Annotated in this window: 19 protein-coding genes and 2 pseudogenes; 1 reads left to right on the top strand and 20 read right to left on the bottom strand. The window is 70.4% G+C overall.

The window, feature by feature from the left end:
- Window positions 1-150: 150 nt before the first annotated feature.
- The 15 genes and pseudogenes from HUV60_RS27765 to HUV60_RS27695 form a co-directional block, all read right to left on the bottom strand.
- Window positions 151-435, bottom strand: a pseudogene (locus tag HUV60_RS27765) (ATP/GTP-binding protein); the annotation flags it as partial.
- A complete protein-coding gene (locus HUV60_RS27760; protein WP_257849916.1) occupies window positions 416-823 on the bottom strand; it encodes a DUF742 domain-containing protein in 408 nt (135 codons plus the stop codon). The pseudogene HUV60_RS27765 and the gene HUV60_RS27760, both read right to left, overlap by 20 nt.
- Window positions 820-1,161 (bottom strand): annotated as a pseudogene (locus HUV60_RS27755) (roadblock/LC7 domain-containing protein); the annotation flags it as partial. The gene HUV60_RS27760 and the pseudogene HUV60_RS27755, both read right to left, overlap by 4 nt.
- 497 nt (window positions 1,162-1,658) lie before the next feature.
- The gene (locus tag HUV60_RS27750; RefSeq protein ID WP_257849915.1) at window positions 1,659-4,514 is read right to left on the bottom strand and encodes a DEAD/DEAH box helicase; all 2,856 of its coding nucleotides are present in this window, start codon (window positions 4,512-4,514) and stop codon (window positions 1,659-1,661) included.
- The gene (locus tag HUV60_RS27745; RefSeq protein ID WP_257849914.1) at window positions 4,514-5,533 is read right to left on the bottom strand and encodes a diacylglycerol kinase family protein; all 1,020 of its coding nucleotides are present in this window, start codon (window positions 5,531-5,533) and stop codon (window positions 4,514-4,516) included. The genes HUV60_RS27750 and HUV60_RS27745 overlap by 1 nt, the downstream gene beginning before the upstream one ends.
- Before the next feature lie 107 nt (window positions 5,534-5,640).
- The gene (gene tatC / locus HUV60_RS27740) at window positions 5,641-6,591 is read right to left on the bottom strand and encodes a twin-arginine translocase subunit TatC (RefSeq protein ID WP_257849913.1); all 951 of its coding nucleotides are present in this window, start codon (window positions 6,589-6,591) and stop codon (window positions 5,641-5,643) included.
- Between the two features lie 48 nt (window positions 6,592-6,639).
- Window positions 6,640-6,927, bottom strand: a complete 288-nt coding sequence (gene tatA / locus HUV60_RS27735; RefSeq protein WP_042168478.1) for a Sec-independent protein translocase subunit TatA — start codon at window positions 6,925-6,927, stop codon at window positions 6,640-6,642.
- Between the two features lie 234 nt (window positions 6,928-7,161).
- Window positions 7,162-7,356, bottom strand: a complete 195-nt coding sequence (locus HUV60_RS27730) for a hypothetical protein (protein WP_257849912.1) — start codon at window positions 7,354-7,356, stop codon at window positions 7,162-7,164.
- Between the two features lie 89 nt (window positions 7,357-7,445).
- Window positions 7,446-7,706: a hypothetical protein gene (locus tag HUV60_RS27725; RefSeq protein ID WP_257850288.1), complete on the bottom strand. Its 261-nt coding sequence runs from the start codon at window positions 7,704-7,706 to the stop codon at window positions 7,446-7,448.
- A gap of 109 nt (window positions 7,707-7,815) precedes the next feature.
- Window positions 7,816-8,811 (bottom strand): helix-turn-helix transcriptional regulator, encoded by a 996-nt coding sequence (locus HUV60_RS27720; RefSeq protein WP_257849911.1) that lies wholly within the window; start codon window positions 8,809-8,811, stop codon window positions 7,816-7,818.
- 18 nt (window positions 8,812-8,829) lie between these two features.
- Window positions 8,830-9,783 (bottom strand): helix-turn-helix transcriptional regulator, encoded by a 954-nt coding sequence (locus HUV60_RS27715; RefSeq protein ID WP_257849909.1) that lies wholly within the window; start codon window positions 9,781-9,783, stop codon window positions 8,830-8,832.
- A 171-nt stretch (window positions 9,784-9,954) separates the two neighbouring features.
- Window positions 9,955-10,326: an FKBP-type peptidyl-prolyl cis-trans isomerase gene (locus HUV60_RS27710; RefSeq protein WP_257849908.1), complete on the bottom strand. Its 372-nt coding sequence runs from the start codon at window positions 10,324-10,326 to the stop codon at window positions 9,955-9,957.
- Window positions 10,327-10,386: 60 nt separating this feature from the next.
- Entirely contained in the window at window positions 10,387-11,388 is a 1,002-nt protein-coding gene (locus HUV60_RS27705) for an FKBP-type peptidyl-prolyl cis-trans isomerase (RefSeq protein ID WP_257849907.1), read from the bottom strand.
- A gap of 134 nt (window positions 11,389-11,522) precedes the next feature.
- Window positions 11,523-12,884, bottom strand: a complete 1,362-nt coding sequence (gene pafA, locus HUV60_RS27700; protein WP_042168492.1) for a Pup--protein ligase — start codon at window positions 12,882-12,884, stop codon at window positions 11,523-11,525.
- Between the two features lie 9 nt (window positions 12,885-12,893).
- A complete protein-coding gene (locus HUV60_RS27695; RefSeq protein WP_257849905.1) occupies window positions 12,894-14,153 on the bottom strand; it encodes an MFS transporter in 1,260 nt (419 codons plus the stop codon).
- Window positions 14,154-14,283: 130 nt separating this feature from the next.
- Between HUV60_RS27695 and HUV60_RS27690 the strand changes: the two genes are divergently transcribed.
- A complete protein-coding gene (locus HUV60_RS27690; protein ID WP_257849904.1) occupies window positions 14,284-15,300 on the top strand; it encodes a LacI family DNA-binding transcriptional regulator in 1,017 nt (338 codons plus the stop codon).
- A gap of 243 nt (window positions 15,301-15,543) precedes the next feature.
- Here the strand turns inward: HUV60_RS27690 and prcA are convergent, their stop codons facing one another.
- From prcA to dop, 5 genes are all read right to left on the bottom strand, one after another.
- Complete coding sequence (gene prcA, locus HUV60_RS27685) at window positions 15,544-16,323, bottom strand: proteasome subunit alpha (RefSeq protein ID WP_257849903.1); 780 nt, start codon at window positions 16,321-16,323, stop codon at window positions 15,544-15,546.
- Between the two features lie 61 nt (window positions 16,324-16,384).
- Window positions 16,385-17,230: a proteasome subunit beta gene (gene prcB / locus HUV60_RS27680; protein WP_257849902.1), complete on the bottom strand. Its 846-nt coding sequence runs from the start codon at window positions 17,228-17,230 to the stop codon at window positions 16,385-16,387.
- The gene (locus HUV60_RS33665; protein ID WP_331462025.1) at window positions 17,182-17,358 is read right to left on the bottom strand and encodes an endonuclease domain-containing protein; all 177 of its coding nucleotides are present in this window, start codon (window positions 17,356-17,358) and stop codon (window positions 17,182-17,184) included. Before HUV60_RS33665 ends, prcB begins: the two co-directional genes overlap by 49 nt.
- Before the next feature lie 432 nt (window positions 17,359-17,790).
- Entirely contained in the window at window positions 17,791-18,006 is a 216-nt protein-coding gene (locus tag HUV60_RS27670; RefSeq protein ID WP_257849901.1) for a ubiquitin-like protein Pup, read from the bottom strand.
- Between the two features lie 155 nt (window positions 18,007-18,161).
- A complete protein-coding gene (gene dop / locus HUV60_RS27665) occupies window positions 18,162-19,673 on the bottom strand; it encodes a depupylase/deamidase Dop (RefSeq protein WP_443047435.1) in 1,512 nt (503 codons plus the stop codon).
- Window positions 19,674-19,825: the final 152 nt, after the last annotated feature.

The following is a 19,825-nucleotide window of genomic DNA, read 5'->3' as shown; positions in this document are numbered from 1 at the left end:
CCCTGACCTCGTCGTCGGTCAGTCCGGCCGGGTGGGTGGGTGGGTGGGTGGGTGGGTGGGTGGGTGGGTGGGTGGGTGGGTGGGTGGGTGATGAGATGGCTGGCGAAGTCGTCCTGCGGTTCCAGCCGGCGACGGGCGGTGAGCCGGCCCCAGGTAGAGCACCAGCCGTTCGGTGATCTTGACGTGGCTGAAGTCCATGGCCACCGTGGTGGCCGTCTTCGACGCGGAACCGAAGTTGTCGTCGACTCCGACGCCGGCCTGGGGCATGGTCTCCTCGGTGGTCAGCGGTTTGATCTCACTGACCGACCCGGCCATGGTCGTCTTGCCGACCCCGAAGCCACCCACGATCACGATCTTCGCCGCGGCCTCGGCCGTGTGCGGCAGCCGGCCCTCGGTCCGTGGGCCCGGGACTGTCTCAGAGCCTTTGGAGTCCATGCATCACCGTTTCGAGAAGGGAACGGTCGGGGAGCGCCTTCCGGACGATCGGGGAGCGCGCCTGCACCAGTTCCGCCGCCAGCATCTCGGTGAGCAGTACGGTCACCACGCCGAACGGCAGGCTGAGGCAGGCCGAGAGTTCGGCCACGGACAGGGGGGCGGCACAGAGCCGGAGCAGTGCCGCCTGCTCCGGCGTGGCGGAGCGCGGGGGATCCTCGACGCGCGCCACGATCAGCGTCACGGGGTCGAGGTCCGCGCGGTTCCCGTCCGCGCCGGTGACGACGTACAGCCGCTCCGGGTTGGGCCGTTCGTCCTCCGTCTTGTCCGTGGCCGGTGGCGGAGGAGGGGCCTCCTGCGGAGAGCGCCTCTGACGTTGCGGAGGAGTCATACGGTCGTCCCGTTCCGGCGGGGCGGGCTGGTGAGGTGGGCGCCGATACGGACGACGAGGTCGCGCATCATGGCCCCCGTCCGCCCGGGTTCACAGGTCATGTCGGAGAGCACCGCGAGATAGGCGTTGGCGCCGGCGGCCATCAGGTAGAAGTAGCCGCCGTTGATCTCGATGACCACCATTTTCATTTCGCCGTCGCTGCGCGGAAGTTCCCCGGCGACGGCACCGGCAAGGCTCTGCACGCCGGCACAGGTGGCGGCGACCCGGTCGGCGGCGACCGGCTCGCCGCCGAAGCGGGCGATGCGCAGGCCGTCGGCAGAGAGCACCATGGTCATATCAGCATGGCCGGCAGCAACAGCACGCACGCGGAGGGAAGTTCACGTCGACCGGGTGGGGACTGGACACTCACCCTGTAGGCCTCTGAAAACGAATCGGCTGGTGGTCGGGGACGTGCGGGTGGGGACGGACCGGGAAATCGCGGGACCCATCCGCACAACAGGGAACAGGCGCACGAATTCACCCCAAAACGGTGCGCTGCGGGCGGGCTTAGGCCGACAGGATCAACGTCGTGCCATCTTCGGCAAGTGCCGGAAACGACCCCTGGGGCAGGGAGTGCGCTCGAGCCCTTTTGCACGCGCGGAGTCCATTCGCACACAATCGGTGACGGCGCATGGATGTGCGAAACTCACTCACTGTGAAGGGTGAAGTACGCGGCCGACGGCCGCGGAATCATCCGGTCCTGTTGCCGGCGGGGCGCTGGGGGGGGCGCGGAAGCCCGGCGCGCACCGAGCGCGCCGGGCTTCACCGGTGGGGGACGGGCCGGACCCGTCCGCCGTCACCCCACGGACGAGTAGGCCACCACTCCGCGCAGCAGTCCGTCGACCGCCTTGCGGGCGTTCTTCGCGACCGTGGAGCCCTCCACCGCCGGAGCCGCGGCCGAGATCTGGCCGAGGACGTCGATGACCTGCTTGCACCAGCGCACGAAGTCCCCCGCCGGCATCTCCACCTCGCGCAGCACCTCGTCGAGGCCCTTGCCGGATGCCCACATGTAGGCGGCCCAGGCGAAGCCGAGGTCGGGTTCACGCTGGCCCACACCCTCGGTCTGGGTGATCCGGAAGTCCTCCTCCAGGGCGTCCAGCCGCCCCCAGATGCGGACCGTCTCACCGAGCGCGGCCTTCGCCCCGCCGGAGGGCACCTTGGGCACCACCGCGTCGTCGCTGACCCGGGCCTCGTACACCAGGGCCGAGACACAGGCGGCGAGTTCGGCCGGGCCGAGCTGCTCCCAGACGCCCTCCCGCAGGCATTCGCTGGCCAGTAGGTCGAGTTCGCCGTACAGCCGGGCGAGCCGCTTGCCGTGCTCGGTGACCTCGTCGCCGCGCAGGTAGTCCAGCTCGGTCAGCAGGGCGACGATACGGTCGAAGGTACGGGCGATGGTGTTCGTCCGGCCCTCGATGCGCCGCTCCAGCTGCTTGGTGTCCCGCCGCAACCGGTGGTAGCGCTCGGCCCAGCGGGCGTGGTCCTCCCGGTCGTCGCAGCCGTGGCACGGGTGGGCACGGATCGCCTTGCGCAGCCGGTCGATCTCCCGGTCGTCGGCCGCCTGGGAGCGCCGCTTGCGGTGCCGCTCCGGCTCGATGTGCCCGGCCTTGGTCCGCAGCGCGGAGGCCAGGTCGCGGCGGGACTGCGGCGAGCGCGCGTTGAACGACTTCGGGATCCGCATCCGCTCCAGCGCCTCGACGGGCGCCGGGAAGTCGATCGACGCCAGCCGCTTGACCTGCCGCTCCGCGGTCAGCACCAGGGGGCGCGGCCCGTCGTGGTACTCGACGCCGCGGTGGCCGCCCGCACGGCCCGCGGGCAGGCCCGGGTCGAGGACCAGCGCCAGCCCGGCGTACTTGCCTGCGGGTACGTGGATGATGTCGCCGGGCTTGAGCTTCTCCAGGGCGACGGCCGCCTCCGCGCGCCGCTGGGCCGCGCCCTGGCGGGCCAGCTCCGTCTCCCGGTCCTTCAGGTCGCGGCGCAGCCGCGCATACTCCTCGAAGTCGCCGAGGTGGCACGTCATGGAGGCCTGGTAGCCCTCGAGGCCCTCCTCGTTGCGCTGCACCTGCCGCGAGATGCCGACCACCGAACGGTCCGCCTGGAACTGGGCGAACGACGTCTCCAGCAGCTCGCGCGAGCGGTGCCGGCCGAACTGCTCGACCAGGTTGACCGCCATGTTGTACGACGGCCTGAAGCTGGAGCGCAACGGGTAGGTGCGGGTGCCGGCCAGCCCCGCGAGGTGCTCGGGGTTCATGCCGCGCTGCCACAGCACGACCGCATGGCCCTCGACATCGATGCCGCGCCGGCCGGCCCGGCCGGTCAGCTGGGTGTACTCGCCGGGGGTGATGTCGGCGTGCTGCTCGCCGTTCCACTTGACAAGCTTCTCCAGCACCACCGAGCGGGCGGGCATGTTGATGCCCAGGGCGAGGGTCTCGGTCGCGAAGACCGCCTTGACCAGACCGCGGACGAACAGCTCCTCGACGACCTCCTTGAACGTCGGCAGCATGCCCGCGTGGTGGGCCGCTATGCCGCGCTCCAGACCCTCCAGCCACTCGTAGTAGCCGAGGACGTGCAGGTCCTCGGTGGGGATGGAGGCGGTGCGCTCCTCGACGAGGGAGCGGACCTGCTCCCTCGCCCGGTCGTCGTTGAGCCGCAGCCCCGCGTACAGGCACTGCTGGACGGCGGCCTCGCAGGCTGCGCGGCTGAAGATGAAGGTGATGGCGGGCAGCAGGCCCTGGGCGTCGAGCCGCTCGATCACCTCGGGCCGGCCCGGCGTCCAGACCCGCGTGCGCTGTCTGCGTTCCCGCTCCCGGTCCGCCTCGCGCATGTTCCGGCCGCGGCGCCGGTCGCCCCACGCCGGGCGGGTCGCCTCCATCCGGGCCATCCGCGTGAGGTCGGGGTTGACGGCCTTCTTCTGGCCCTCGCCCTCCTCGAACAGGTCGTAGATCCGGCGCCCGGCGAGTACGTGCTGGAACAGCGGCACGGGCCGGTGCTCGGAGACGATGACCTCGGTGTGGCCGCGGACGGTGTCCAGCCAGTCGCCGAACTCCTCCGCGTTCGACACCGTCGCCGAGAGGGACACCAGGGTCACCGACTCGGGGAGGTGGATGATCACTTCCTCCCAGACGGCGCCCCGGAAGCGGTCGGAGAGGTAGTGCACCTCGTCCATCACCACGTACCCGAGGCCGAGGAGCGTCTGCGAGCCCGCGTACAGCATGTTCCGCAGCACCTCGGTGGTCATCACGACCACGGGGGCACCGGAGTTGACACTGTTGTCGCCGGTGAGCAGGCCGACCTTGTCGGCGCCGTAGCGGCGGCACAGGTCGGCGTACTTCTGGTTCGACAGCGCCTTGATGGGCGTCGTGTAGAAGCACTTCTTGCCCTGTTGGAGGGCCAGGTGGACGGCGAACTCGCCGACGATCGTCTTGCCCGAGCCGGTGGGCGCGGCCACCAGCACGCCCTTCCCCGCTTCGAGCGCCTGGCAGGCCTCGATCTGGAAGGGGTCGAGGCCGAAGTCATACATCTCGCGGAAGGAGGCGAGTGCGGTGGCCTGCTCGGCAGCGCGCCTGCGTGCTGCCGCGTACCGCTCGGCCGGTGAGAGGTGCTCTGTCATCGTGCTTTCGAGCGTACCGGGCCGCGCTGACAACAGGACGATCATTATCCGGATCCGGGAGCGGACGCGGCCCCTCGGGGGCCCACGACCCGCACCGCGCCGCGTACGCAGCTCGCGGTCAGCGGCAGGGGCCCGAGCGGTTCGCCGTCCGCGTAACCGGTGACCTGTTCGGCGGTCGGCTCCACCCGCGACGCCCGGAACACGCTCACCTCGGGCCGGCCGACGTGTGTTCCGCGGTACACGGTGGGAAAGATCCGCAGCGCGGCCCGGCCGCAGTCGCCGACCGCCGTGACGTCGAACAGCCCGTCGGTGAGGTCGGCACCCGGACAGATCCGCATGCCGCCCCCGTACGAGGCTCCGTTGCCGACGGCGGCCAGCGTCGCCTCGGCCTCGCGGACGTCGCCGTCGTCGAGGGTGATCCGGTACGGGATCGGGCGCAGGGCCGCGAGTGCGGCGACCACGGCGAGGTCGTACGTGAAACGCCCCGCGGGCAGGCGCATCCGGTTGCCGCGGTCGTTGACGCGGGAGTCGAAGCCGGAGGCGAGGACGGTACCGAACCGGCGGCCGCCGGCCCGACCGAGGTCGATGTCGCGTACCCGTCCGCACTTGAGGGCGTCGGCGATCATCCGGCCGGCCGCGGCCGACTCCTTCAGTGGCATGGCGAGTGAGCGGGCGAAGTCGTTGCCGGTGCCGACGGCGATCAGGCCGAGCGGGGTGCCCGTGCCGACGGCGATCAGGCCGAGCGGGGTGCCCGTGCCGACGGCGATCAGGCCGAGCGGGGTGCCCGTGCCGACGGCGATCAGGCCGAGCGGGGTGCCCGTGCCGACGGCGATCAGGCCGAGCGGGGTGCCCGTGCCGACGGCGATCAGGCCGAGCGGGGTGCCCGTGCCGACGGCGATCAGGCCGAGCGGGGTGCCCGTGCCGACGGCGATCAGGCCGAGCGGGGTGCCGGTGCCGACCACGACCTGCAGGGCCAGGTTCGCCATGCCGTCGCCGCCGACGGCGACCAGGGCTCCGGTGCTCTCCTCGACGGCACGGCGCGCACGGCCGCGCGCAACGCGCAAGCGGCCGGCCGCGCCGCTCGGACGCCCCGGCCGCGACCCGCGGTGGGGTTGGCGAAGAGGGTGATCTCGCTGGTCACTCCGTGCCCCTACGAGCCTCCGCCCGGTCTTCAGGTCACGTCGTCATAACCGTTGACCCGGTCTGTGCTCGCCTGCTCGGGCAGGGCACGCCTGGCCGGCACGGGTTCGGCCTCGCCGATGTCCTCGGGGGTGAGGTCCAGGTCGGAGGCCTCGTCGTCGGCGGGGCCCATGGCCTCCAGACGGCGCCTGCGGCGGTCGTTGAACAGGGAGACGCCGACAGCCAGGAAGTACAGGATCCAGATCGGTCCGGCGAGGGCCATCATGGTCAGCGGGTCGGTGCTCGGCGTGGCCAGGGCCGCGAACAGCGTGATGCTCATGATCATGCCGCGCCACCAGCCGAGCATGCGCTTGCCCGTCAGCGCCCCGGTGAAGTTGAGCATGATCAGCAGCAGCGGCAGCTCGAAGGAGAGCCCGAAGACGATCACCATGCGCGTGACGAGGTCGAGCAGGTCGTCCAGCGGCAGCAGGTTGTCGACGCCGAACGGGGTGAACTCGATGAGCACCTTCGCCGTCGTCGGCAGCACCCGGTAGGCGAAGTAGCCACCGGCGAGGAAGAGCGGGAAACCCGTCGCGACGAACGCGTAGGCGTACTTCTTCTCGTGCTTGTGCAGGCCCGGCGCGACGAACGACCACAGCTGGTACAGCCAGACCGGCGAGGCCAGGACGACACCGGCCATCAGGGAGACCTTCAGCGCCAGGGTGAACGGCGTGAGCAGACCGTTGATGGTGATCTGCGCGCAGGGGTCCTCGTCGCGTGCCGAGGCGGCGAGTTCCTCGAAGGACTTCGCGCAGCCGACCGACTTGAGCACCGGGTCGGTGAAGAAGTTGATGATCTCGTTGTAGAAGAAGGCCGCGCCGATCGTCACCAGGACGATGGCCAGCAGCGCCTTCGCGAGCCGGTTGCGGAGTTCACGAAGGTGCTCCGCGAGGGGCATCCGCCCATCGGGATCCCTCTCCTGCTTGCGGGCAGACTTGAGCAACCCACGTTCCCATCTCGTGCGGCGGGCCGGACGGCGTCCGGCCCTGCGTCAGCGCTTGGTCGTGTCCGTCGGCTCCGTGACCGGGCGGGAGCTGGTCACGTCACCGGGGGCGGCCTGGATGGTGCGCTGCGCCGGGGAGTCGTCGCCGGGGGCCGGCGGGTCGGCGGGGGCGGAGGACTTGTCCTTGTCCTCCTTCATCGCCTTGGCCTCGCTCTTGAGGATGCGGGCGGACTTGCCGAGCGACCGTGCCATGTCCGGAAGCTTCTTCGCGCCGAACAGCAGGATGATGACGACGAGGATGAGAATGATCTCGGGAGCTCCGAGCCTTCCGAACATTTCTTTACCTTCTCACCGAGGCTGCTGGGGTGCTGTCCTGTCCGGCCGTTCGGACACGCGTCCGATGACCACGCTGTCAGCGATCGTAACGCTAAGGGGTGAACATAGGGCAATCCCCGTGCGTACTCCCGTCCGCGATCCGGGCCTCTTTCTCCGGGCCGCGGTCAGCAGCGTACCCGCCCGGGTCGGCAACCCGACAGGACGTGCGGACCCGGGCGGCCGTTCCGGATCGAGTCAGAGCGTTTGTGCGGAGCGGGCCGCGCCGACGGCCGCCCGCTCCAGGTCCTCCGCGGCCCGGCCGATACGGCCCGCCGAGTCCGCGACCTGTCTGCCGAGCCGCTCCGCCTCGACGAAGACCCGTACGGCGAACACCCCGAGCACCACGAGCCCCAGAAACCCCACAGCAATCGCGAACATCGCCCAGAACATGGGGCGAGCCTAGACGGTCCCCACCCGCGCGGAACGCCCGGCACCCGGGAAGGGAACCGCGGGGCGCCGGGGCACGAGCCGGGCGGCCTCTACGCCGTCGAGTGCAGCCGCAGGGTGCTGACCCCGCCGCCGGTGAGGAGTTCGACGACCCGCTCCCCCGCCGGCTTACGGACCGCCGTCTCGCACGCGGGGCAGGTGAACGAGTAGAAGGTGGTACGGCTGCTGGCCCCTATGACCAGGCGCAGCGCGCTCGCGCCCAGCTCGAAACGCCCTCTGCAGTCCGGGCAGCCCGCCCGGAACACGACGGGCGCCACGCCTCTCATCCCGGAGAACGCGGACGCCACCGTCATGCCGCGTACTTCAGGGGTCGGTGCTCCAGGGGTCGCCGACTTGCTCACAGTCCTCGCTCCTGCCTGTCGTCCTGCCCACCCCGGACCGCGCACACCGTGTGCGGCCCGCTCATCCGGCCGTCCCGGCGCCGTCGTACGCCGCCAGCGCCTCGCGGGCCGCCCGCCGGGCGCTGTCCGCGAGGTCGTCCGGTGTGACGATCCGGCCGTCCCGCCCGAGCCGCAGCGCCAGCCGCTTGAGCGACGTCGGGTCGGGTGTCCGCAAGGTGATACGCAGCCCGCCGTCCGGCAGCTCATCCGCGCTGTCGTGCGGGTAGTACTCGGCGACCCAGCGGCCGCCCGGCCCGACCTCAACCACGACCTCCGGATCCTCCGCCGCCGGCTGCATCAGTCCTTCCGACAGGTCCCGCAGTTCGACCTCGGGCGGCGCGGACGGCTCGTCGAGGATCCTGATCTCGGCGACCCGGTCGAGCCGGAAAGTGCGGCGCGCCTCGGAGCGGCGGCACCAGGCCTCCACATAGGTGTGCCCGACGCTGACCAGGCGGATGGGGTCGATCTCGCGCTCGCTGAGTTCGTCGCGGGCGGGCGAGTAGTAGCGGATCCACAGTCGGCGGCGCTCGGCGATGGCCCGGTCGACGTCCGCGAAGACACCGCCCTCGGACTCGAAGGTCACCGACAGCCGGGCGCTGGCGCCCGCCGCCTCTCCGGCCGCGGCCTCCACCTTGGCGGTGGCCCGCAGCAGCGCCTGCCGGTCGCTCTCGCGCAGTCCGGGCAGGGTGGTCACGGCGCGCGCGGCGACCAGCAGCGCGGTGGCCTCGTCCGCGGCGAGACGGAGCGGCTCCGCGGCCTCCGCGCCGAGCGCGGCCGGGTTGTGCCACCAGATGCGCTCCCCGTCGGTGTCGATGTCCAGCAGGTCGCCGCCGCGGAAACTGGTGCCGCACATGGGCAGCACGTCGAGGTCCGAGACCAGCTCGTCCTCGGTGATGCCGAAGGCGCGCGCCACGTCCTCGATCCGGGCCCCGGGACGCTCCCTCAGGTAGGTGACCAGGGAGAGCATCCGCCGGGTCTGGTCGATGGCGTTCACTGGCCTGACCGGTTTGCCTGCCACGTTCTTGTCCCGTCCCCCTCAGCCCTTGGCCACGGCGCGCAGCCGGTCCACCACGTCGGCCCGCAGCCCGGCGGGCTCCAGAACCACCACGTCCGCCCCGAACTCCACCAGCCAGGCGTCCAGGCCGTGCCCGTACGGAATCTCCAACTCTTCCCAGCCTCCGCCGAGTTCCCGCACCGACGTGGCCTTCGCCCGAAGGGGGTACCCCGCGTCGGTGCGCAGCCGGATCCGCGCGGTGCGCTCCGCGCTCTCCCCCGCCCAGCTCGCCACCGTCTCGCGCACGGTGACGACGTCCGGCACCGGGGCGGTGCAGGGGGTGCCGCGCGAGCGCACCTTGCCGGTGATCCGGGACAGCCGGAAGACCCGCTCGGCGCCCCGGTCGCGGTCCCAGCCCGCCAGGTACCAGTGGCCGCGCCAGCACTCCAGCGCCCACGGCTCGACATGGCGCGGTTCGGGCTGCGCGGCGTTGGCCTTGCGGTAGTGGAAGACGACGGAACGGCGGTCGCGGCAGGCCAGCATCAGCGGTTCGAAGGCGGCCTCGTGCACCGGGATGCGCGGCTCGAGCGCGCTGTGGGCCCCGTACGGGTCGACGTCCTCGGGCAGTCCCGCCGCGCGCAGCTTCTGCAGAGCGCCACTGGCCGCTCCGGCCAGTCTGGCCTGCTGCCACACCTTGGCCGCCAGCCCCAGGGCGGCGGCCTCCTCGGCGTCGAGGGTGATGGGCGGCAGACGGTTGCTGTCCCTCCGGGCCAGATAGCCGACCTCGCCCTCGAGGTTCTCCACCGTCTCGATGACGAGCCCGAGTTCGCGCAGATCGTCCTTGTCGCGCTCGAACATCCGGTTGAACGCGTCGTCCGAGGCCGCCTCGAGGTAGGCCTCGACGGACTCGCGCAGCTCACGCTTGCTCAGTGGCCGCCGCGTGCCCAGCAGGCACAGCGCCAGGTTCATCAGCCGCTCGGCCTTGGCAATGGCCATCGACGCCCTTCGCCTCCTCATACTGCTCAGTCCGATGACCGTACCGCCCCGTGGTGGCGCGGCAAAAGCCGAGGGCCCATGCCCGGACAGGCATGGACCCCAGGTGATCGAGTCCGGTCACAACCGCGACATGACGTCGCACGGGCAGCCGATCTGCGGTCGGGCGAGTGATCAGACCCCGAGCAGGTCGACCACGAAGATCAGCGTCTCGCCGGGCTTGATCGCCGGAGTCGGGCTCTGGTCGCCGTAGGCCAGGTGTGCGGGGATGGTCAGCTGGCGACGGCCGCCGACCTTCATGCCCTGCACGCCCTGGTCCCAGCCCTGGATGACCCGGCCGCCGCCCAGCGGGAAGCGGAACGGAGCACCGCGGTTCCAGCTGGCGTCGAACTCCTCACCCGTGCTGAAGGAGACACCGACGTAGTGGACGGTGACGGTCTGACCCGCCTGCGCCACCTCTCCGTCGCCTTCCCAGATGTCCTTGATCTCGAGGTCCGCCGGGGGCTCGCCGCCCGGGAAGTCGATCTCGGGCTTGTCGATGCTCACGTCTAACGCTCCTGCTTGTCTACGGAAAGGCGAACACACACAGTCTTACATCACACGCGGTCACAACTTGGCGAGGATGTCGACCGAGAAGACCAGCGTGGAGTCCTTCTTGATGTCACTGCCCTGCGGCGGCGTGTCGCCGTACCCAAGCTCCGGCGGGATGACGATGAGGACCCGGCTGCCGACCTTCTTGCCGGTCAGCCCCTGCGCCCATCCCTTGACGACCTGCTGAAGCGAGAACGAGGTCAACTGCCCCCGCTCGTACGTCGAGTCGAACTCCTTGCCGCCGTCCCACAGGACGCCCCTGTACTGCACGAGCACACTGTTGTCGGCGCCGACCTCCTCGCCGTCGCCCTCGAGGACGTAGCTCGACACCAGCTTCGTCGGGGCCTTCGTGTCGGGCACCTCGATGGAGGGCGCCTCACCGTCCGTGTTCGTGCCGACCTTCGGCAGGTCGACGTTGTCCTGAGCGACCTCGCTGCCCTCGGCGGAACTCCTCGCGTTGAACGTGTCCTGCACGTCCACCACGAACACCAGCGTGTCGGTGCCCTTGATCCCCGCCTGCTCGTTGCCCTGCGTGCCGTAGCCCCAGGTGGGCGGAACCGCCATCTGGACCCGACTGCCGGCCTTCTTCCCCGTCAGCCCGTACCGCCAGCCGTCGATGATGCTGCCCTGCGCCAGCTGGATCGCCAGCGGGGCCTTGCGGTCGTAGGAGTTGTCGAACACCTTCGCGGTGCTCCACACCTGGCCCAGATAGTGGGCCACCACGAAGTCGTTCTCGGCGATGGCCTTGCCGCCGCCCGCGATGACCGTCTTCACCGCGAGGTCCTTGGACGGGTCACCGCTGCCCTTGGCCACGGTGGGCTTCTCACCGAACTTCACGCCCTCGGTGATCGCCGGCAGCGGACCGTCGACGATCTTCGGCGGGGGCGCGGCCGACGCGTCGGGCGCGGACGGTGAGGCACTCTCGCTGGCCTTGCTCGAATCGGACCCGCCGTCGCCGCACGCGGCGAGGGCGGCCAGTCCAGCGGGTACGGCAATGAGAAGTGAGCGTCGGCGCACGGTGGGGCCTCGTAATCATCGATCGTGTCGGTGGCGTCCGCGCAACTCTACGGCGTGAGAAGGGCGCCGCACTGAGTAACGTACGGCGCCCGTGTGGCGTTCCGCTGTTCGGGAGAACCGCAGAACGACGCGTCTCACATACCGGCGATCAGCTTCTCCACCCGCTCGTCCACCGCACGGAACGGGTCCTTGCACAACACCGTCCGCTGCGCCTGATCGTTGAGCTTGAGGTGCACCCAGTCGACGGTGAAGTCCCGCCGCTGCTCCTGCGCGCGGCGGATGAAGTCACCCCGCAGCCGCGCCCGGGTGGTCTGCGGCGGAACGGACTTGCCTTCGAAGATCTTCATGTCGTTGCAGATCCGGGCGGCCTGCCCCTTCTTCTCGAGCAGGTAGTACAGACCACGACGGCGGTGGATGTCGTGGTAGGCGAGGTCTATCTGCGCGACCCGCGGATGCGACATGGTCATGTTGTGCTTGGCCCGGTACCGCTCGAGCAGCTTGTACTTCATCACCCAGTCGATCTCGGTGCCGATACGGTCGAGGTCCTCGGCCTCGATCGCGTCCAGGGTGCGGCCCCACAGCTCGAGCACCTGCTCGACCGTGCCGGTGCGGGTGCCGCGGCGCTCGCAGAAGTCCAGCGCCTTCTCGTAGTACTCCCGCTGCACCTCGAGGGCGGAGGCCTCACGGCCGCTCGCCAGGCGGACCTTGCGGCGGCCCGTGATGTCGTGGCTCACCTCACGGATCGCCCGGATCGGGTTCTCCAGCGTGAGGTCACGCATCACCGTGCCCGCCTCGATCATGCGCAGCACCAGATCGGTGGCACCGACCTTGAGCAGCATGGTCGTCTCGGACATGTTCGAGTCGCCGACGATGACATGGAGCCGGCGGTACCGCTCGGCGTCCGCGTGCGGCTCGTCACGCGTGTTGATGATCGGCCGGGACCGGGTCGTCGCCGACGAGACGCCCTCCCAGATGTGCTCGGCCCTCTGGCTGACGCAGTACACCGCGCCACGCGGCGTCTGCAGCACCTTTCCGGCGCCGCACAGCAGTTGGCGGGTCACCAGGAACGGGATGAGGATGTCCGCGAGCCGGGAGAACTCCCCGTGCCGGGCCACCAGATAGTTCTCATGACACCCGTACGAGTTACCCGCCGAGTCGGTGTTGTTCTTGAACAGGTAGACGTCGCCCGCGATTCCTTCCTCGTGCAGGCGTCGTTCGGCGTCCACCAGGAGTCCTTCGAGAATGCGCTCCCCGGCCTTGTCGTGGGTGACCAGCTCGGTCACGTTGTCGCATTCGGGTGTGGCGTATTCCGGATGCGAACCCACATCGAGATAGAGGCGGGCACCGTTACGCAGAAAGACATTGCTGCTACGGCCCCATGACACGACACGGCGGAAGAGGTACCGCGCCACCTCGTCAGGAGACAGGCGGCGCTGTCCCCTGAACGTGCACGTGACGCCGTACTCGTTCTCCAGCCCGAAAATGCGGCGGTCCATGACTGAACATTACGCCCGATCCCGCGAACCCAAACGGGGTTCGACGGCACGGTTCGGATCATTTTCCGAACCTGCCGCAACCAGGGCCCCGCCTGCGGGAACCGCCAATACCCTTCCGGTCGACATCAAAACCAGCAGAGCCGCGCCACCCGCGACAGCCGGGATCGCGAAACCCCCCTGCGCGCCGCCCGCCTCGACCACCGGCCCGGCCAGGCCCGTTCCCACCGACGCGCCCACTGTGAACGTCGTCACCAGCCACGAGAACGCCTCCGTGACCGTGCCCGCCGGCGCGTGCCGGTCGATCAGCACGAACGCACACGCGATCGCCGGAGCCAGGAAGAGACCGGCGACCACCGCGAGCAGGGTCATCGCCACCGGACCCGGCGTCAGCGTGAGCGGCAGATAACACACCGCCAGGAACGCCACCAGCGCCTGCAGCCGCCGCGTCGGCTCCCCCGCCCACTGGCGCGCCCCGTAGGCCGTGCCGCCGGCGAGCGCGCCGAATCCCAGGCCCGCCATCAGCCAGCCGTACACGTGGGCACCGCCGTTCTCGTCCCCGTAGGGCACCGCGGCCACGGTGATGGATCCCATCGCGATGCCGACGAACAGGAAGGCGCCCAGCAGAGCCAGCAGCCCCGGCGAGCGCAGCGCGCCCAGCCAGTGCGCCGCGCGCGGCGCCGACCGCCACGCGCGCGAGGGTTTCGACACCACCACGGACAGGGCGCCCAGCACTCCCAGCCCGTTCAGCACCAGCAGGGCGGCCTGCGGCGACCACAGCGACGCGCACACCGTGACGAGCAGCGGCCCGACGGTGAACATCACCTCCTGGGCCACCGCGTCCATCGCGTAGGCCCGGTGCACGTGGTCCTCACGGTGCAGCACGGAGGACCACAGGGCCCGCAGGCCGCCCTCCAGCGGCGGCGTGAACAGCCCCGCGGCGGCCACCGCCCCGTACGCCACCGCCCTCGGCTCGATCCCCGCGAACGCGAAGGCCGCCATCGCCAGCGCCGACAGCACCGCGGCCGGCAACTGCACCAGCGGCTGACCCCGCAGGTCCACCAGCCGCCCCAGCACCGGCTGCCCCACCGCGTTGGCCACGCCGTACACCGCCGCCAGAGCCCCTGCCAGACTGTACGAACCGCCCTCCGCGCGGACGAACAGCACGATCGCGATGGCCGCGGTCGCGTTGGGCAGCCGGCCCACCAGCGTGCCCACCAGGAGCCGGGTCGCGTGCCGCACCCGGAGAATCTCCAGGTATCCCGTGGCCATGCGGCACCCTCCATTCACCCGTCGAGGCCTCTCGGAACCTAGACGTTGTACGTATAACCTCGGCCCTCATACGTACCATGTCCGCTGTTCACCAGTCCAGACGGAGTCCAGTCGAAGGAGCGGTCCCACGGTGGCCCGAGCCCAGACCCGCCCCACGAGCCGGGACGTCGCGCAGGCAGCCGGCGTCTCCCAGGCCGCCGTCTCCCTCGTCATGAGCGACAAATGGCGCGGCCGCGTCTCGGAGACCACCGCACAGCGCGTACGCGAGGCGGCGCACACCCTCGGCTACCGCCCGAACCTGGCCGCCCGCAACCTGCGCCTCGGCCACACCCGTACCGTCCTCCTGGTCGTCCCCGCCCTCACCACCGAGTTCTTCGCCGGCGTCTACACCGGGGCTGCGCGCGTCGCCGCCCGGCACGGCTTCGGCGTTGTCCTCTACCCCTCCCCCGAGGGCATCGGCCCCGCCCGCAACCCCTTCGCCTCCGCGCAGGCCGCCCTCGACGGCGTCATCGCGTCCTCCATGGCCGCCGACGCCCTCACCTCCATCCGCGGCGACCAACTCCCCCTGGTCATGCTGGACAGTGACCCCACGAGCAACCCGGACGCCGCGACCGTCAACCTCGACATCGCCGACGGCGTCCGCCAGATCACCCGCCACCTCCTGGACCTGGGCCACCGCGACTTCCTCCACCTGGCGGCCGGCATCCCCTCCTGGACCTTCGACGTCCGCGCCCGCGAACTGGCCGCCCGCCTGGCCGCCGTCCCCGGCAGCACCCTGCGCACCGCCCGCTCACCCATCTCCATCCAGGGCGCCGTCACCGCCGCCCACACCGCCCTGGCCGCCCCGGGCCGGCCCACCGCCGTCGTCTGCGACGACGACCAGCTCGCGGCCGGCGCCTACAAGGCGGCCCGCCGCCTCGGCCTGCGCGTCCCCGACGACCTCTCCGTCACCGGCCTCGACGACCTGGCCCTGGCCACGGCCCTCGACCCGGAGCTGACCACGGTCCGCCTCGACGCGGAGCTCTTCGGCGAACGCGGCATGCAAGCCCTCCTCGCGGTCCTCGACCACCGCACCCCCGAAGCCGGCGACATCCCCGTCCACCTGGTGACCCGGGGCTCGACGGCCCCGCCCGGCACGCGCCCCTGACGCACCAGGTCCTGCCCGGCGGAGCGGAGGCGGAGGTGACCGGCGGTGTCCTTCCAGCCGGGGCCGGCCGGGGCCGGTGCTTGCAGCTGCAAGGCGGAGGACGAAGTACGCGCCGGACCCCGCCCTCCGGCACGATCCGCCGAGCAGGCCGGAGGGGGACGCCCGCCCGCGCCGCGGACGCGCACCCCCACCGGGCCTCACAGACCCGCCACCTCACCCGAACGAGCCGGGCATCGGCCGGTTCTACTCCTTGCCCTCCGGAGCGCCTCCGGCCTCGTCCTCCGCCTGCACATCGGCCTCCGCCTCGGACGCCGTCTCCGCGCCGTCGGCCGCCAGCAGCCGCGCCAGCTGCCGGCCGGTGATGCGCTTGAACTTCCGCTGCTGCGGCCGTGTACGGTCCAGCACGGCCACTTCCAGCCGCTCCGCGGGAATCTCCCGCTCACTGCCGTTCGTGTCCCGCGACAGCGACTGCACCGCCAGCGCCAGCGCCTCGGCCAGCGTCATGCCGTCCCGGTGCCGCTGGTCCAGATAGCCGCTGATCTGCTCCGCGTTGCCCCCCACCGCCACCGAGCCGTGCTCGTCGACGATGGAGCCATCGTGCGGCAGCCGATAGATCTGGTCGCCCTCCGGGGTCTCACCGACCTCGGCCACCACCAGCTCCACCTCGTACGGCTTCTCCGCCGCACTCGAGAAGATCGTGCCCAGCGTCTGCGCGTACACGTTCGCCAGGCCCCGGGCCGTCACGTCGTCCCGGTCGTAGGTGTAACCCCGCAGATCGGCGTAGCGCACACCGCCGATCCGCAGGTTCTCGTACTCGTTGTACTTGCCGGCGGCCGCGAAGCCGATCCGGTCGTAGATCTCGCTGAACTTGTGCAGCGCACGGGACGGGTTCTCACCGACGAACACGATGCCGTCGGCATACTGCAGCACGACCAGACTGCGGCCACGCGCGATGCCCTTGCGGGCGTACTCCGCCCGGTCGGCCATCGCCTGCTGGGGTGAGACATAGAACGGCGTCGACACGGGTCAACCGTCCCTTTCTGTCGAAGTCACTGGATGGAGGGCCGTCACCGGCGAACCGCGCCTACAGCAGCGCGGCGCGCGGACCGTCGGGCTGCTCCAGCCGCCGCTCCAGCACTGCCCGGGCGACCTCGGACGCCTCGTCCTCGGAGAGCCGACGGAAGCCGTCCTCGGTGATCACCGTGACAATCGGGTAGATCCGCCGGGCCACATCGGGACCGCCGGTCGCCGAGTCGTCGTCCGCGGCGTCGTAGAGGGCCTGCACCACCAGGGTGGTCGCCTCGGCCTCGCTCAGATCACCCCGGAAGAGCTTCTTCATGGCATTGCGCGCGAAGACCGACCCGGAACCGGTGGCCGCGTACCCCTGTTCCTCCGAACGCCCGCCCGTGACGTCGTAGGAGAAGATCCGCCCCTTCTCCCTGTCCACGTCGTACCCGGCGAACAGCGGGACCACGGCCAGCCCCTGCATGGCCATCGCGAGGTTGGAACGGATCATGGTCGACAGCCGGTTCGCCTTGCCCTCCAGAGACAGTTGCGCGCCCTCGACCTTCTCGAAGTGCTCCAGCTCCAGCTGGAACAGCTTCACCATCTCCACGGCGAGTCCCGCCGTGCCGGCGATGCCCACCGCCGAGTACTCGTCCGCGGGGAACACCTTCTCGATGTCCCGCTGCGCGATGACATTGCCCATGGTGGCCCGGCGGTCACCGGCGAGCACCACCCCGCCGGGGAAGCTCACGGCCACGATCGTGGTGCCGTGCGGCGCCTCGATCACACCCTGGAGCGGCGGCAGTTGCCGCTTCCCCGGGAGCATCTCGGGCTGGTGCTCGGAGAGGAAGTCCATGAAGGACGACGAACCAGGCGTCAGGAAGGCAGCTGGTAGACGCCCGGTGCTACGAGTGTTGGCTTCCACGCGATTCCTTCCACGTAAGCAGCAGCCCGCCTTATGGCATCGGGCCGATCCTTGAACTGCCCCAGCGCGGCATTGCAGCTGAAGCACAGTACGCCACGGACCCTACCCGTCCCGTGGCAGTGATCCACCTGTGCGGCCGGGGCGGACGAAGCAGGTGCGGCGGGCGCCTCCTTGCGAGGCGATCGGTTCGTCGCGCTCGGCCTCGGTGATGCCGTACCGGTGCTTCAGGCGGTCCTGCCATTCCCGGACCGCCCCACACGCCTTGCAGCGCGTCGGGAGACCGTCGGACGCGTTCGCGTCACGGTGCCACTCGCTGCGCGGTCCGGTCCCGCCGCACGTCCGGCAGAGCCTGTGTCCCGCCGGGACGTCCACCTCCTCGCGCACGGTCTTCCCCATGGCCCCCCGGCGGCGCCGGGGGGCCATCACGTCGATTCCTGTCGCGCGCGGACACAGCCGCGGGAAGCTCACGTGTGCACTTCCCGCACCGCTTCACCCTCGACTCGCCAGCCACCCTTCCCCCCGACACCTTTGGTCCAAAGGAGAAGCGACCAGGCAGGGCTTTACTGCCCACCTTTTTGCACGAAGCTTCGCACGAAATCCTCGGCATTGGCCTCGAGCACATCATCGATTTCGTCGAGGACGTCGTCCACGTCGTCGCTCAGCTTCTCCTGGCGCTCCTTGAGGTCTTCCGATGCCTGCGCCTCGGGCGCCTCCTCGACCTCCTCCGAGGAACGCGTCGCCTTCTGCTGTCCGCCGCCGGTGTCCTTGGTCGCCATAACCCTCACCCCGCTCGGTTCGACGTTCTTGATCAGACCCTACAAGCAGGATCCGACATGGGCCCCGCAGTTCCTCCAACGTACGGCGGCCACTTCGATGATTCCCTTTCGCCGGACTTTCCACCCTGTCCGGCGGCCCGGCCGTGTGAATCGGCTCAGTTGCCCGACAACACCCTGACCAGGTCTTCCGCCGTGCGGCAGCGGTCCAGGAGCTCCTTGACGTGATTACGCGTTCCGCGAAGCGGTTCCAGGGTTGGGACCCTCTGGAGCGAGTCCCGGCCCGGCAGGTCGAAGATCACCGAGTCCCAGGAGGCCGCCGCGACGTCGTCCGCGTACTGCTCCAGACAGCGTCCGCGGAAGTAGGCGCGGGTGTCCTCCGGCGGCTTCGTGCGGGCCCGCTCGACCTCGGTCTCGTCCAGCAGCCGCTTCATGCGGCCGCGGGCGACGAGACGGTTGTAGAGCCCCTTGGCGGGGCGTACGTCGGCGTACTGGAGGTCGACGAGGTGCAGCCGGGCGGCGTCCCAGTCCAGGCCGTCCCTGCGCCGGTAGCCCTCCATGACTTCCCGCTTGGCGACCCAGTCCAGCTCGCCGGCCAGGCTCATGGGGTCGTTCTCCAGACGGTTGAGGGTGTCCTCCCAGCGGGTCAGGACGTCCTTGGTCTGGTCGTCGGCGTCGGCTCCGTACCGTTCCTCGACGTACTTGCGGGCGAGTTCGTAGTACTCCATCTGGAGCTGGACGGCGGTGAGCGTGCGGCCGCTGCGGAGCGTGACCAGCCGCTTGAGGGTGGGATCGTGGGAGACCTGGTGCAGCGTCCGTACGGGCTGGTCGACCGCGAGGTCCACGGCGATGAAGCCGTCCTCGATCATCGACAGGACGAGCGCGGTGGTGCCGAGCTTCAGGTAGGTCGAGATCTCGGACAGGTTCGCGTCGCCGATGATCACATGGAGCCGGCGGTGCTTCTCGGCGTCGGCGTGCGGTTCGTCGCGGGTGTTGATGATGGGCCGCTTGAGCGTGGTCTCGAGGCCGACCTCGACCTCGAAGTAGTCCGCGCGCTGGCTGAGCTGGAAGCCGTGTTCGTGGCCGTCCTGGCCGATGCCGACGCGTCCTGCGCCGGTGAACACCTGGCGCGAGACGAAGAACGGGGTGAGGTGGCGGACGATGTCCGAGAAGGGCGTCTCCCGCTTCATCAGGTAGTTCTCGTGGGTGCCGTAGGAAGCGCCCTTGTTGTCGGTGTTGTTCTTGTACAGGTGGATGGGCTGCGCGCCCGGCAGCGCCGCGGCCCGTTCGGCGGCCTCGGCCATGATCCGCTCGCCGGCCTTGTCCCAGAGGACGGCGTCGCGGGGGTTGGTGACCTCGGGGGCGCTGTATTCGGGGTGTGCGTGGTCGACGTAGAGCCGCGCACCGTTGGTGAGGATGACGTTGGCGAGGCCGATGTCCTCGTCGGTGAGCTGGCTGGAGTCGGCGGCCTCGCGGGCGAGGTCGAAGCCTCGCGCGTCCCGCAGCGGGTTCTCCTCCTCGAAGTCCCAGCGGGCTCGGCGGGCCCGGTGCATCGCCGCCGCGTAGGCGTTCACGATCTGGGACGAGGTGAGCATGGCATTGGCGTTGGGGCGGCCGGGGACGGAGATCCCGTACTCCGTCTCGATGCCCATTACTCGCCGTACGGTCATGCGGCCCTCCTTGCTCGGCGGCGTCCCCGGTCGGGGGCACTGCTGAAGTACCGCTGGCGCTCCGGTGCGTGTGCGGTGCCCGTCCCCGCACTGTGCGACTCGGCGGTACCGAAGAGCCTAGAACGCCTTTGCGCTGGTGGGGAGATCATTTG

The sequence above is a fragment of the Streptomyces sp. KMM 9044 genome, from assembly GCF_024701375.2.
Lineage (GTDB): Bacteria > Actinomycetota > Actinomycetes > Streptomycetales > Streptomycetaceae > Streptomyces.
The sequence above is the reverse complement of the archived record's forward strand: the minus strand, read 5'-3'. Positions and strand labels throughout refer to the sequence as shown.

What these genes read in the sequence shown, in the direction of transcription:
- HUV60_RS27760 (WP_257849916.1), bottom strand. Translation starts at nt 823, where the DNA reads ATGACTCCTCCGCAACGTCAGAGGCGCTCTCCGCAGGAGGCCCCTCCT.
- dop (WP_443047435.1), bottom strand. Translation starts at nt 19,673, where the DNA reads ATGACCGTACGGCGAGTAATGGGCATCGAGACGGAGTACGGGATCTCC.
- tatA (WP_042168478.1), bottom strand. Translation starts at nt 6,927, where the DNA reads ATGTTCGGAAGGCTCGGAGCTCCCGAGATCATTCTCATCCTCGTCGTC.
- HUV60_RS27695 (WP_257849905.1), bottom strand. Translation starts at nt 14,153, where the DNA reads ATGGCCACGGGATACCTGGAGATTCTCCGGGTGCGGCACGCGACCCGG.
- HUV60_RS27725 (WP_257850288.1), bottom strand. Translation starts at nt 7,706, where the DNA reads ATGACGGTGGCGTCCGCGTTCTCCGGGATGAGAGGCGTGGCGCCCGTC.
- HUV60_RS27730 (WP_257849912.1), bottom strand. Translation starts at nt 7,356, where the DNA reads ATGTTCTGGGCGATGTTCGCGATTGCTGTGGGGTTTCTGGGGCTCGTG.
- HUV60_RS27715 (WP_257849909.1), bottom strand. Translation starts at nt 9,783, where the DNA reads ATGGCCATTGCCAAGGCCGAGCGGCTGATGAACCTGGCGCTGTGCCTG.
- HUV60_RS27750 (WP_257849915.1), bottom strand. Translation starts at nt 4,514, where the DNA reads ATGATCGTCCTGTTGTCAGCGCGGCCCGGTACGCTCGAAAGCACGATG.
- HUV60_RS27670 (WP_257849901.1), bottom strand. Translation starts at nt 18,006, where the DNA reads ATGGCGACCAAGGACACCGGCGGCGGACAGCAGAAGGCGACGCGTTCC.
- pafA (WP_042168492.1), bottom strand. Translation starts at nt 12,884, where the DNA reads ATGGACCGCCGCATTTTCGGGCTGGAGAACGAGTACGGCGTCACGTGC.